General features: G+C 72.5%; 9 protein-coding genes and 1 pseudogene. 9 read left to right on the plus strand and 1 reads right to left on the minus strand.

Annotated elements, in window-relative coordinates; translation table 11 throughout:
* The 3 genes and pseudogenes from KV557_RS11020 to KV557_RS11030 all read left to right on the plus strand — a co-directional run.
* The coding region (locus KV557_RS11020) for a malic enzyme-like NAD(P)-binding protein (protein ID WP_305148980.1) at positions 1 to 348 on the plus strand (348 nt) is incomplete at its 5' end.
* Between the two features lie 92 nt (positions 349 to 440).
* Positions 441 to 1,784: a GH1 family beta-glucosidase gene (locus tag KV557_RS11025; RefSeq protein ID WP_218199652.1), complete on the plus strand. Its 1,344-nt coding sequence runs from the start codon at positions 441 to 443 to the stop codon at positions 1,782 to 1,784.
* A gap of 86 nt (positions 1,785 to 1,870) precedes the next feature.
* A pseudogene (locus KV557_RS11030) lies at positions 1,871 to 2,002 on the plus strand (family 1 glycosylhydrolase); the annotation flags it as partial.
* 162 nt (positions 2,003 to 2,164) lie between these two features.
* On the opposite strand, the gene KV557_RS11035 reads toward KV557_RS11030, so the two are convergent.
* Entirely contained in the window at positions 2,165 to 2,404 is a 240-nt protein-coding gene (locus tag KV557_RS11035) for a hypothetical protein (RefSeq protein ID WP_218199653.1), read from the minus strand.
* A 165-nt stretch (positions 2,405 to 2,569) separates the two neighbouring features.
* Between KV557_RS11035 and KV557_RS11040 the strand changes: the two genes are divergently transcribed.
* The 6 genes from KV557_RS11040 (at position 2,570) to KV557_RS11065 (ending at position 12,974) form a co-directional block, all read left to right on the plus strand.
* Positions 2,570 to 2,851 carry a hypothetical protein gene (locus tag KV557_RS11040; protein WP_218199654.1) on the plus strand — a complete coding sequence of 94 codons (282 nt, stop codon included), beginning with the start codon at positions 2,570 to 2,572 and terminating at the stop codon, positions 2,849 to 2,851.
* Positions 2,852 to 3,012: 161 nt separating this feature from the next.
* Positions 3,013 to 4,659 carry a TIGR02677 family protein gene (locus tag KV557_RS11045; protein WP_218199655.1) on the plus strand — a complete coding sequence of 549 codons (1,647 nt, stop codon included), beginning with the start codon at positions 3,013 to 3,015 and terminating at the stop codon, positions 4,657 to 4,659.
* On the plus strand, positions 4,656 to 5,870 hold the full coding sequence (locus KV557_RS11050; RefSeq protein ID WP_218199656.1) for a TIGR02678 family protein: 1,215 nt from the start codon (positions 4,656 to 4,658) through the stop codon (positions 5,868 to 5,870). The genes KV557_RS11045 and KV557_RS11050 overlap by 4 nt, the downstream gene beginning before the upstream one ends.
* A gap of 19 nt (positions 5,871 to 5,889) precedes the next feature.
* A complete protein-coding gene (locus KV557_RS11055; RefSeq protein ID WP_218199657.1) occupies positions 5,890 to 10,008 on the plus strand; it encodes a TIGR02680 family protein in 4,119 nt (1,372 codons plus the stop codon).
* Positions 10,005 to 11,231 carry a TIGR02679 family protein gene (locus KV557_RS11060; protein WP_218199658.1) on the plus strand — a complete coding sequence of 409 codons (1,227 nt, stop codon included), beginning with the start codon at positions 10,005 to 10,007 and terminating at the stop codon, positions 11,229 to 11,231. The genes KV557_RS11055 and KV557_RS11060 overlap by 4 nt, the downstream gene beginning before the upstream one ends.
* Before the next feature lie 399 nt (positions 11,232 to 11,630).
* Positions 11,631 to 12,974, plus strand: a complete 1,344-nt coding sequence (locus tag KV557_RS11065) for a cytochrome P450 (RefSeq protein WP_218199659.1) — start codon at positions 11,631 to 11,633, stop codon at positions 12,972 to 12,974.
* Positions 12,975 to 12,982: the final 8 nt, after the last annotated feature.

Below are 12,982 nucleotides of genomic sequence, written 5' to 3' on the forward strand. Positions count from 1 at the left end.
TTCCCGAACCAGATCAACAACGTGCTGGTCTTCCCGGGCGTCTTCCGTGGCCTGCTGGACGCCCAGAGCCGCACGGTCAACACCGAGATGATGATCGCCGCCGCCCGGGCGCTGGCCACCACCGTCGCCGACGACGAGCTCAACGCGAACTACATCATCCCCAGCGTCTTCCACAAGGACGTCGCCAAGACCGTCGCCTCCGCGGTGCGCGAGGCGGCCCTGGCCGGGGCCCAGGAGGACGCCGCCCCGCCCCGCCCCACCCCGGGCGGCCACCACGAGATCCGCTGCCGGAGCCTGGCGACGGCCTTCGAGGGACGGGCCAACTCGGCGACGGCCCAAGGGGTTTGAGCCGTCGCACCGCGCCGGGGCCGGTCGCCTCTGGTGTTTTGGTGTCGCGCAAGTAACATGAGGCATCCTCATATTCTTGCTGGGAGGCTGCCGTGCCGGATCGTTTCGACTTGCCGGTCGGGTTCCGGTGGGGCGCTGCCACCGCCGCGTACCAGATCGAGGGGGCGGTGGAGGAGGACGGGCGCGGGCCGTCCGTGTGGGACACCTTCTGCGAGCGGCCGGGCGCGGTGCGGGACGGGCACTCGGGGACGGTGGCCTGCGACCACTACCACCGGTACGGCGAGGACATCGAGCTGATGAAGGGCCTCGGGCTGGACGGCTACCGGTTCTCGGTGGCGTGGCCGAGGGTGGTGCCCGCGGGGGCGGGCGCCGTCAACCCGGCCGGGACGGCCTTCTACGACCGGCTGGTGGACGCCCTGCTGGAGGCCGGCATCGCGCCGCTGCCCACCCTGTTCCACTGGGACCTGCCCCAGGGGCTCGAGGACGCCGGCGGATGGCTGAACCGCGACACCGCGTACCGGTTCGCCGACTACGCGGCCGTCGTCGCCGACCGGCTCGGAGACCGCGTCCCCGCCTGGATCACCCTCAACGAGCCCTTCGTGCACACGGTGTTCGGGTACGCGCTGGGCACCCACGCTCCCGGCCGCACGATGATGTTCGAGGCCCTCCCGGCCGCCCACCACCAGCTCCTGGGCCACGGCCTGGCCGCCACCGTCCTGCACGACCGGGGCCTGGAGGTGATGCTCTCCAACAACCTCACCCCCGTCGAGCCCGCCACCCCCTCACCCGCCGACGCGGAGGCCGCCGCGGCCTACGACACCCTCCACAACCGGCTGTTCACCGACCCCGTCCTCCTCGGCCGCTACCCCGACCTCTCCGCCCTCGGCGTCCCCGAGGACATCTACGGCGCCGTCCGCCCCGGCGACCTCGACCTCATCCACGCCCCCGGCCTCGACGGCCTCGGCGTCAACTACTACAACCCCACCCGCGTCGCCGCCCCCACCACCCCGGGCCTCCTCCCCTTCGACCTCGTCGACATCCCCGACGCCCCCCACACCGCCTTCGGCTGGCCCGTCGTCCCCGAGGCTCTGACCCGGCTCCTTCTGCACCTCCGGGACGTGTACGGCCCCGCCCTCCCGCCCGTCACCATCACCGAGAACGGCTGCTCCGTCACCGAACCCACCACCCCCGACCAACCCCGCATCGACTTCATGGCTTCCCACCTCGACGCCCTCGCCCAGGCCGTCGCCGAGGGCGTCGACGTTCGTGGCTACTACACCTGGTCCCTCCTCGACAACTTCGAATGGGCGCAGGGGTTCAATCAGCGTTTTGGTCTCATCCATGTCGACTTCGCGACCCAGCGCCGCACTCCGAGGGCTTCGTACGCCTGGTATCGCGACCTGATCGCTGCCCACAAGGCGCGGCATGCGAAGTAGGGGTCGATAACTCCCGTCACTGGTAGGTAAGTTGGGGAGGCTCGTGGCTGACGGTTGTGGTTTCCCTATAATGCCAGCTTGTTCGATGGGCCGAGGGGTTCAGCCAGAGATTCGGGCTCGTCCACGTCGACTTCGAGACGCAGAAGCGGACTCCGAAGGCCTCGTATGCCTGGTACCGCGACCTGATCGCCGCCCACCGGGCCAAGCGCAGGCGGTAGTTGGGGTTTTAGATGGGGGCGGAACTCATCAAGCCCAGGCCAGGGGAGCCGGAGACGACCACCAGCAGGGCCCCGGTGCGGACGGCGGGCTGCTTGAAGAGCCGCCGAGCGATCGGCAGGACGCCGCCGTCCGATCCGCGGATGGGGCCCGGTCCCGGCGGGTCAGGCGTCCAGGGGCCGCCACGGCGGGCCGTCTCCATCCTGCTGGACGTGTTTGAACGCCACGTCGGCGAAGTGGACACCGAAGCCGATCGTGCCGGGCTCTGCCAACTCGGCGACGAGACGGCGGCGGTGGTCGGCGGTCCGGGCGGGGTCGTGGTCGAAGGACGAGGACCAGTCGGGGTGGTCGATCTGGATCGGCGAGTGCACGGCGTCACCCCGCAGGAGCAGCGCGTCCTTCACGGCCTGCTGGAGCAGGCCGTCACCTCTCCGTGAGTCGGCGTCGGCGCAGCAATCGGAGGTACCCGGGAGCGTGGGGTGCCGCGGCTGAGGAACTGCGCCCTTCCTGCACCATGCCGGGGCCCCGTCGGTACTGTGGTGGCCCGGGGCGAGGAGGGGGCGGGCAGGATGGGATCAGGAACCGGGGCAACCGGGTGGCGTGCGCCGCTCGCCGCGCTGCGCGCCAGGCTGCTGGCCGAGATCAACGCCACCGTGCACGGGCAGGACCTGCACCTGGAGCGCTACGACCGCCCGGCCGGGGACCCCGGCCTCTTCGGCCCGGCCAGCGTGGTGTGGCGGGTGCACGGGCACCCGGCCGGGATGCTGGTGGGCGGCCGGATCATGGTCTGGGCCTGCGGCCCCTCGCAGATCCGCGCCGCCGCGTACGCGCGCCTCGGTCGGCGCACTTGACCGGCGCTGGGCGTATCTCCGCGCCCCGTGCGCCCCTGCCCGGTGCCTGACCTCGGGATCTCGCTCCGCCCTGTCAGTGCGTCCGCGTAGTGTGGTGCCGTCCTTGGAACAGGGGGGACCGGGGGAGAGGAGGGGAGCCGTTGCGCAGGGTGCCGCCGGAGATGTTCCGGTTCACGACCGGCGACCGGGCCGAGCTCTACAGTGCGATCCTGCAGGCGTTCGGGGCGGCCAACGAACGGCTGGAGACAGCGCTGGGGCTGGACGAGGTCCGTGCGCGCCTGCGGACGGTGGGCTGGCTCGACTCGACCCACGACGACGATCTGCAGGAGGCGCTGCGGAAGCTCAGGGAGTGGCAGCTGCTTGACGTCGTCCAGAACCACGCGGAGAACTACCGCACGGCCGAGGAGTACGAGCGCCGGAACCTCCACTACTCCCTGACGCGGCGCGGCGAGGCCGCACTCGCCGGGGTCGAGCACGCCATGTCCGTGCTCGCTGCCACGGGCGCGCTCCAGACCGCCGTACTGGAGGCCGTCACCGACCGGCTCGACGAGCTGTACGTGCTGCTCGGCGACCCGGCGTCGTCGGACCGCCGGGTCTTCACCACCCTGCACGAACTGGAGGGCCACCTGGAGGCGCTGCTGGCCAACACCCGGGCGTTCAACGGCGAGCTGCAACGCCTGCTGCGCGCCGAGGGTGCGGACCTGGCGACCTTCCGCGAGGTCAAGGCCGCGACGGTGGCGTACCTCCAGGAGTTCCTCCTCAACCTCGACCAGCGCGGTCAGGCGGTGGCCTCGGCCGCGCGACGGGTCGAGCAGCGCGGCGTGCGCCTGCTGCACGAACGGGCCTTGCGCGGTGCCGAGTTGCCGCCGCTCGCCGGTGGCGACCCCGCCCCGGCGTGGCTGGAGCGTCGGCAGGCGCGCTGGGAGGGCCTGCGGGCGTGGTTCCTGCCGACGGACGGCTCACGGCCCCGTGTGGAACAGCTGCACGACGTGGCCCGACGTGCGATCGTGACGCTTCTGCAGGTCCTCGACCGGATCACCGAGTCGCGTCGGCGCTCCTCCAGCGCCGCGCAGGACTTCCGCGAGCTGGCCCGCTGGTTCGCCGCCGCGCCCACGGAGGAGGACCTGCACCGCCTCTGGTCGGCCGCCTCCGGCCTCGGACCGGCTCGCCACGCGCACCTCGCCCACCCCGACCCCGAGGTGGTGCCGCCGTCGTCCACCTGGGCCGAGGCCCCACCGGTCGAGGTGTCCGCCCTGCTGCGCACCAGCGGCCGCACCGAGCGGTTCACGCGGACCGGCAAGGTGCGCGACATCGGCGGGATCAAGGCGGCCCGGGCCGAGCGGGCCCGGAAGGAGCGTGCCGAACTGGAAGCGGCCTGGGACATCCTGGGGACGGACGGCCCCGTGCGGCTCTCCGCGTTCGGCAGTCTGGAGCACGCGGTCTTCGAGCGACTGCTCGACCTCCTCGGCAGGGCGCTGGCCGTACGGCCGGACGGCAGCGGCGTGCGCCGGGCGGTCACCTCGGACGGCCGCGTCGAGATCGTCCTCCGGTCGGGCGACGGTGGACGAGCCGTCCTGCGGACGTCCCGCGGACGGCTGGAGGGGCCGGACTACCTGGTGGAGATCCGCAGTCCGGGCGGCCGGACGGGTGGTCCTTCGGGAGGCGGCCGGATGAGCGAGCGACGGGGGCTCCCCCGGCCGGAGGCTGGGGGAGAGCGAACAATCGAGAGTCGCGTGGGGGTGAATGCCCCTGTCGAGCCGCGGGAGCACCTCCCAGCCGCCATGGCTCGGGAAGGGGCGGGAGCATGAGCACCCTCGCCAACCAACTGGTCCTGGCCGAGCGGGAGGACGTCGCCCGAGGCATCAGACTGCTCCTCGGCCGGCCGCTGATCACCGAGCGCGGCGACTCACCCGCCTTCGAAGTGATCCGCCGCAGGCAGGACCCGCTGACGAAGTGGTTCGACTACCACTGCGGCTGGCACCTGGTGGTCGAGCCGCGGTTGGGGTACGCCCGGCTGCTCAAGATCCGGACCGTCCCCGACGCCTCCCGTCCGGCCCGCCGACTGCGCTCGGGCAAAGCGCCGTTCGACCGGCGGCGCTACACCCTGCTGTGCGTCGCCGCCGCCGAGCTGCTGCCGGTCCCGGTCACGACCGTCGGCCTGCTCGCCGACCGCGTCGTCCAGGCCTGCGCTGCCGACGAGGCGCTGCCGCCCTTCGACACCGCGAGCAAGGCCGAACGCATGGCCTTCGTGGACGTCCTGAAGCTGCTGGAGTCCTACGGCGCGCTGCTCACCGTGGACGGTGCCACGGAGAGTTTCGCCGACTCGGCGGACGCCAAGGTGCTCTACCGGGTGGACGCCACCGTGCTGACGCGCCTGCTCGCCGCACCCGTCGGCCCGTCCCGGCTGGCCGTCCCGGCCGACGAGGTACCTCTGCGCTTCGAGGGACTCCTGCGGGAGACGGTGCGCGAGCAGCGGTACGGGGGTGCCGATGCGTCGGAAGCCCAGCGAAACCTTCGGCTCCGGCACTCGGTCCTGCGTCGGCTCTTCGACGACCCGGTGCTCCACCACGACGAGCTCTCCGCCGACGAGCTGGCCTATCTCACGTCACCGACGGGCCGTCAGATCGTCCGGCGCGCGGCCGAGCAGAGCGGCTTCGTACTGGAGGAGCGAGCCGACGGCCTGCTGCTCGTGGACCCGGACGGGATTGCCACCGACAGCCGCTTCCCCGACGACTCCGCCACCGCCCGCGTCGCCGCCCTGCTCCTGCTGGAACCGTTGACGGCCGCACCGGGCGGGCTGATGCCGGAACAGCTCACCGCCGAGGCGTACGACCTGCTGCGCCGCTTCCCGCAGTGGGCGAAGAGCTACCAGTCGGAGGACGGAGCCCAGCGTCTGACTACCGACGCCGTCCGCGTCCTGACCGACTTCGGCCTGGCCCGCCGAGTTGGCGACCGTACGGTCCCCCGGCCCGCGGCCTTCCGTTACCGGGCCGCCACTGCCGACAGCCCCGCACCGTGACCAGGGAGGAACCCAACCGATGACCTTGACGGAACTCCCGCTGCCCTCGGCACCCCGAACCGTGGAGGCCGGTCCGGCGCGGTGGCAGCCCGCCAGGGCCGGAATCCTCAACGTCTGGCGCTATTACGACGAGACCTTCACCTTCCACGAGGGCCGCCTGCTGCTGAGGGGGCAGAACGGCACCGGCAAGTCCAAGGCGCTGGAGGTGCTGCTGCCGTTCCTGTTCGATGCCAGTCTGCGCCCCAACCGGCTGTCCACCTTCGGCGGTTCCGAGCGCACCATGCACTGGAACCTGATGGGTGAGGGAGCGTCCGGCAAGACCCGGGTCGGCTACGTCTGGCTGGAGTTCGTCCTCACCGACGGCCGTCACACCGACAGCCGGCACACCGACGGCCGTCCCGCCTGGTTCACCTGCGGCGCCAGGCTCCAGGCGAGCGTGCACACCAGCGGTGTCACGGCCGACTTCTTCACCACCACCGCGCGGATCGACCGTCCCGGCGGCCTCGCCCTGGTCAACGACGCGGGTCAGCCGCTCACCCGCGCCGCCCTGGCGGAGGCCCTGCAGGGCCGGGGCGAGCTCCACGCATCGGCGGCCGACTACCGCAATGCCGTCCGGACCACCCTGTTCCCCGGCCTGAGCGAGCAGCGCTACGACGCCCTGATCACCGCCCTGCTCCAGCTCCGCACCCCGAAGCTCTCCGAGCGCCTGGACCCGTCGCTGCTGTCCTCCCTCCTGTCCCGTGCCCTGCCCCCGCTCGGTCAGGGCGAGATCACCGAACTCGCCGAGGGTTTCGAACGTCTCGACCGCCAGCGTGAATACCTGAGGACTCTGGACGAGGAGGTCGCCGCGGCCACCGCCGTCGCGACCCAGCAACGCGGCTACGCCCAGCGCGTCCTGCGGAGCGGGGCGGCCGCGCTCATCTCCGCCACCACCGAGATGGACAACCTCACCCGGATCGCCCGCGCGAGCGAGGAGGACCACACCGACGCCCTCGGCGAGCGCGAGCGGCGCACTTTGGCCAAGGCGGAGCTCGAACACACCGCGCAGGAGACCGAGGGCGCCGTCCAGGGACTCCTGGACTCGGAGGTCTACCGGCAGGGCCGGGAACTTGACCAGCTCCGCCGCCGCACCGAGCACGCCGTAGCGACCGCCGCACGCCTCCGCGCCGCCGCCGACCGCAAGATCCTGGCGGCCTCCGAGGGCGCCGGCCGGGCCGACGAGGCCCGGCTGCGATCGGAGCAGCGCGCCGAGCACACCCGGGCCGCCGCGGAGGACGCCCGGGGCGCGGCGCGGCGAGCGGCCATGGAGTCCCTCTGCGCAGAGGTGCAGACCATTCTCGGCACCGCATCCGGCCCGTCCGCGGAGTCGGGGGAGCAGTCGCACGGCGCACGTCGCCTGCTGCGCGGCGCGATCGCGTCCCGCCACGGCCAGATCGCCCGGGTCCGTGCCGCCGTCGAGCGCCACGAGCGGTGTGTCACGGACCGCACCGTGGCGGAGGACCACCTCGACAAGGCCCGAGGCAGGCTGGCCGACGCGACCGCGCGGCGTGACCAGAACAGCCGCCACCACGAGACCACCGTCGACGCCCACGCCGACCGGTTGCGCCGGTGGGCGACGGCCGACTGCACCGAGCTGCGCATCGCCGACACCGAGGAACTCGCCTCCTGCTCCGCCGTCGAGACCGACGTCCTCGCCCTGGTCGAGACCGCTGCCCGCGCCGCCGAGAGCGACATCACCGCCGACGAGACCACCGCTCGCGCCACCCGGGACGGCGCCCGCGCCCGCCGTGACCGGATCGCCGACGAGCTGGAACACACCGCCGGTGAGAGCGATCTCCCGCCCGTTCCGCCACGCACCCGCACAGCGGACCGGTCGGCCATGGCGGGAGCACCGCTCTGGCGCCTGCTGGCCTTTCGGCCGGACGTGCCGCCCGCCGACCAGGCCGGCATCGAAGCCGCCCTGGAGGCGGCGGGGCTGCTGGACGCCTGGCTGACTCCCGATGGCGGCCTTGCCATCCCCGGCCACGACACGCTGGCCGACCCGGCATCGGCCGACCCCGTACCGGGCCCCTCGCTGCTCGACGTCCTGCGTCCCGAATCCGACGGCCCCGTGCCGGCCGACCGGGTACGGCGGCTGCTCGCCGGCGTCGCCTACGGCCCCACGCTCCCCGCAGGCCACCCGGCCGCCGTCGCGGCCGACGGCAGCTGGCGCCTCGCGACGGCCACCGGCACCTGGTCCAAGGACGAGTCCAGCCACATCGGCGCCGCGGCTCGGGAGCGTGCCAGACAGCGTCGGATCGCCGAACTCACGGCCCAGTTGGCCGAGGTCAACGCCACCGTCGCCGCGCTCGACGCGGAGCTGCGCACCCTCGCCGACCGTCGGCTGCGCCTCGGCGCCGACCTCGCGTCCCGGCCGCACCACCGGGAGGTGGACCAGGCCAGGCGCGCCTGGGAGCGTTCGGAGTCCGAGGTGGGCGCCCGCGAGGACGCCGTACGCGAGGCCGTCGAACGGCTCGCGCAGCAGGAGGACGTGGTCGCCGTCGCTCTGCGCGCACTCGCCGTGACCGCCGCAGAGCATGCCCTGCCGACCGAGCGCGCCGCCCTGGACACCGCTGCCTCCGCCGTCGATGGGCTGCGCGAACACGCCGACGTCTGGCTGGACTCCCACCTCGCCTGGGTGGCGGCCCGACAGGCCTGGGACACCGCTCGCGGCCATGCCGAGGCGTCCCGTGCCGTCGCCGAGGAGAGCGCGGCCGAAGCCGAGCAGGCCGAGGCCGACGCCCGGGGGCTCAGGGCGGCGCTCGCAGCCGTCGAGAACACCGTCGGCGCGGACTACCGCGAGGTGGCCGCCCGCATCAGCGACCTGCGCCAGGCGCTCGGCCGCACCCGCGGCGAGATCGAAGCCGCCACCAAGGCGCTCATCGCCCTGGAAGGCCGGATCGGCTCGCTGAGCGCGACCATGGCCCAGGACGCGGACCGCCGGGACCGGGCCGTGGCGGACCGCAACGAGGCCGCCCAGCGCTTCCGGCGCCTCTGCGTCCTCGGCTTCCCCGAGGACGCCGGCCTCACGCTCGCCCTCACCGCCGAGGACGGCACCCGCGCCACCCTCGAAGCCGCCCGCGAGACCGCCGCCAAGTGGCCGAACCTGCCGTACGGCACCAGGAACCTCGGCGACTCGCTCAACCGCCTGGCCGAAGCCGTCCACCGGGCCCGCCAGAGCCTCAGCACCCGTGCGGACCTCGAACTCGAAGCCGACGAGGACATCCACGTCCTCACCGCCACCATCGACGGCGTCCGGACCGGTGCGACGGGCCTCCTCTCCACCCTCACCAGCGACCGCGACCGCAGCCACGAGGACATCACCGCCGCCGAACGGAACCTCTTCGACCAGACCCTCACCGGTGACACCCGGCGCCACCTCGCCTCCCGCATCCGCCAGGCCGGTGAGCTCGTCGAGCGGATGAACGGCCACCTCGAACGGGTTCGCACCGCCTCCAAGGTCGCCGTCCGCCTGGTCTGGCAGATCCACCCCGACCTGCCCGCCGGTACCAGGACGGCCCGCGAACTCCTGCTCAAGGACCCGGCCAGGATCACCGAGGCCGACCGCGAGGCGCTGCACGCCTTCTTCCGCGGCCGCATCGAGGAGGCCAAGTCCCGTAACACCGCGGCCACATGGGAGGAACAGCTGGCCGAGGTCCTCGACTACACCGCCTGGCACCAGTTCGTCGTCAAGCTGGACCGCGCCAACGGCGCCGGCTGGCAGCTGCTCACCAAGAAGCTCCACGGTGCGCTGTCCGGCGGTGAGAAGGCCATCGCCCTCCACCTCCCGCTCTTCGCCGCCGTGGCCGCCCACTACGAGGCGGTTCCGGGATCCCCTCGCCTGATCCTCCTCGACGAGGTCTTCGTCGGAGTCGACACCGTCAACCGCGGGCAGGTCTTCGCCCTCCTCACGGCGCTCGACCTCGACGTGGTGCTCACCTCCGACCACGAGTGGTGCACCTACCGAGAGCTCTCCGGCATCGCCGTCCACCAGCTGATCACGGGCGCCGACGGCGACGACGCCGTCACCAGCGCCCGCTTCACCTGGACGGGCACCGACCTGCTGCCCGACGATTCCGCTACGGGAGAGCTGGAATGACGAGCCGTCACACTCTGGACCTCCCTGAACTCCGGCCCCTCTGGGACGCCGTCCACGGCCGGTTGTCCACCGGCCGGCCCGTGAGCCGTGTGCGGGTCGGGCCGCTCGACGACGCCGGCCGGGAAGCCCTGGCCGACCTCCTCGGACTCGACCGGCTCCCGGGCGCCGAGCCGACGGTCCCACTCGCCGGACTCGAAGCGGCCGTACTGGAGGCCTGCGGCCGGCCCGTACGGGAGGTGGTGACCGCCATCCTCGGGCCGATCAGGGATCGGGCCGCCGAGCGTGAACGAGCGGCCGACGAGCGCGACGCGCTGTGGAACTGGCTGGCCGGCCACGAGGTCGTCGCCGCACAGCCCGTCCTCGTGGAGTGGGTCACCCACCTCCGGGCGAACGGACTGGTCGACGGCTCACCCGAACGGACCCGCAGCCTGCTGGCAGCCGCACTCACCGTACTGGCCGAGCTCCCGGCCGACGGCGAACCGCTCCCGGTCGTCGCCGCCCGCCACCTCGACGGAGACTCCCACGCCCTCGACGACGGGACCCGGCTGTCCTCCGTCGTCCTGCGGGCCCTGGCGGTGCTGTACGGCACCGGCATGCCGGACAGCGCCCACGCCCGGCGCGCGCTCTGGAGCCGGGCCGGCGTCGCCGACGACGAACTCTCCTCCACCGTGCTCGCTGCCGGTCTTCACCTCAGCGGCGACGCTGCGGCCGCCCGGATCTGCCGGATCAGTGCCGAAGCCGGACACCCCGTCAGCCTCACCCTCGCCCAACTGCGCTCGGCCGGCCGACTCGGCCGGTCCGCAGGGCCCGTGCACATCACCGAGAACCCCAGCGTGCTCGCCCTCGCCCTCCGTCGTTTCGGTCGGCACTGCCCGCCGGTCGTCTGCACCTCGGGCTGGCCCAACACCGCCGTGATCCACCTGCTGCGCCTGCTCGCCGACTGCGACGCCTCCCTGCACTACCACGGCGACTTCGACGGCGAGGGCATCCGGATCGCCGCCCACGTCCTGGCCAAGACCGGAGCCGTCCCCTGGCGCATGGCCGCCGAGGACTACCGGTCCGCCGTGACCCGGGTGCCCGACGGCCCCGATCCCGGGCGCCTCACTCCGGCACCTTGGGACCCGGCACTCAGCGACGCGATGGCCGAACTGCGCACCGCCGTGGTCGAGGAGGTGGTCGCCGACGCCCTCCTCGACGACCTGGCAGGCCACCAACGGAGATAGGGTGACAGCCTGTTCGACGGGCCGAGGGCTACCACCAGCGCTTCGGGCTTTTGTTACGGGCCGAAGGACGGCTCACGCTGCCCGCAGCGTGAATCGGATTTGCAAGTGGAATCCGGTGAATAATTTGTGAAATGCACTACTGGGTGGTAGTGGCCGGATCTGGAACCGTTCGCCTGCGCGAGACCGCTCGGCCGGCGCACGCAGATGCGAATCAAACCAAGGACGCCATTCCCCGAGGGATGATCCGCACCGGCCGGAGATTGGTCGTAAATGTTTTCGGGGCGACCATGAGCTTCTCAACTCCACTGGTGTGGTGCCAGATTGGCTGCCCGCAGGAAAGCGCAGCGCCTGATGCGCCTTCCTGGAAAGCACACCTGCGGCGAATGGGGAGATATGACCGTGACCACGCAAACCGGCTACCGCACCTCCCGTGCCGCCGGCGCGCGCCCGCTGCTCGGGCACGTCCCGGCCCTGTTCCGCGATCCGCTGCCGTTCCTGCGCTCGCTCGCCGAGCAGGGCGATCTCGTGGAGATCCGGCTCGGGCCGCAGCGCGCGATGATGCTCTGCTCGCCCGACCTGTTCCACCACGTCCTCACCGACACCCGGCATTTCGACAAGGGCGGGCCGCTGTTCGACAAGCTGAGGTGGTTCCTGGGCGACGGTCTAGGATCCACCCCTCACGAGGTGCACCGCCGACAGCGCCGGCAGCTTCAGCCCGCATTCCGTCCGGACGCGCTCTCCCGCTATCTGGAGGTGATGCTGGAGGAGGCCCTCTCCGCCTCGTCCGGCTGGAAGGACGACGCGGTGATCGAGGTCGAGCAGCACGCGTACCGGCTGATCGCCAGGATCATCACCAGGACGATGTTCTCCGCGGACGGATCGTCCGCCGAGGTGGCCTCGCTCGCCGCGTCCTACCCGGACTTCCACGAGGGCATCGGCCGGCACATGCGCTCTCCGTTCCGGCTCCTCGATCGGCTGCCGACTCCGGCCAACCGCCGTTTCCGGCAGGCGTGTTCCATCGTGAGCCAGGTGGTCGAGGGCGCGATCGACGCCCGCCGGCACGGCGGCACCGGCCCCGGTCACGATCTCCTGGCGCTCATGGTCAAGGAGGGGATGAGCGACCGGGAGATGCGCGACCAGGTCGTCACCATGCTCACCGGGGGCATCGGCACCTCCGCCTCGGCGCTCGGTTGGGCGTTGTTCTTCCTCTCGCGGGACCCGGCGCTGGCTGACGCCGTCGCGGAGGAGGCGCGGGTCGTCCTGCCCGCAGGGGCCGGCATCGACCGTGACGCCCTCGGCCGCCTGGACCTCGCCCGCCGCGTGGTGACGGAGACGCTGCGGTACTACCCGTCCGCCTGGTTCTTCAGCCGTGCCGTCACCTCACCCGTCGAACTGGCCGGCCGGAGGCTTGAGAAGGGAACGGCGGTCCTGCTCTCCCCGTACCTCATCCACCACCGCCCCGACCTCTATCCGGAGCCCGAACTCTTCGACATCGACCGCTGGTTGCCCGGCCGCCGGGCCGGGATGCCCCGCGAGGCCTACATCCCCTTCGGGGTGGGCTCCCGCAAGTGCATCGGGGACGTCTATGCCCTCACCGAACTCACCCTCGCCGTCGCAGTCATCACCTCCCGGTGGCGGCTGGAGCCGCTGCCCGGTCCGGTGCCCCGCCATCTGCTCGAACCCCGGCCGTGGACGGTCATCCATCCGGGCCCGCTGCACCTGCGGCTCCGCGGACGACGCTGAACCCCACC

Source organism: Kitasatospora aureofaciens (assembly GCF_019192735.1).
GTDB classification, from domain to species: Bacteria; Actinomycetota; Actinomycetes; order Streptomycetales; family Streptomycetaceae; genus Kitasatospora; species Kitasatospora aureofaciens_A.

Excerpts from the sequence above, each read along its gene's own strand:
- KV557_RS11040 (WP_218199654.1), top strand. The coding sequence starts at position 2,570 with ATGGGATCAGGAACCGGGGCAACCGGGTGGCGTGCGCCGCTCGCCGCG.
- KV557_RS11045 (WP_218199655.1), top strand. The coding sequence starts at position 3,013 with ATGTTCCGGTTCACGACCGGCGACCGGGCCGAGCTCTACAGTGCGATC.
- KV557_RS11050 (WP_218199656.1), top strand. The coding sequence starts at position 4,656 with ATGAGCACCCTCGCCAACCAACTGGTCCTGGCCGAGCGGGAGGACGTC.
- KV557_RS11055 (WP_218199657.1), top strand. The coding sequence starts at position 5,890 with ATGACCTTGACGGAACTCCCGCTGCCCTCGGCACCCCGAACCGTGGAG.
- KV557_RS11060 (WP_218199658.1), top strand. The coding sequence starts at position 10,005 with ATGACGAGCCGTCACACTCTGGACCTCCCTGAACTCCGGCCCCTCTGG.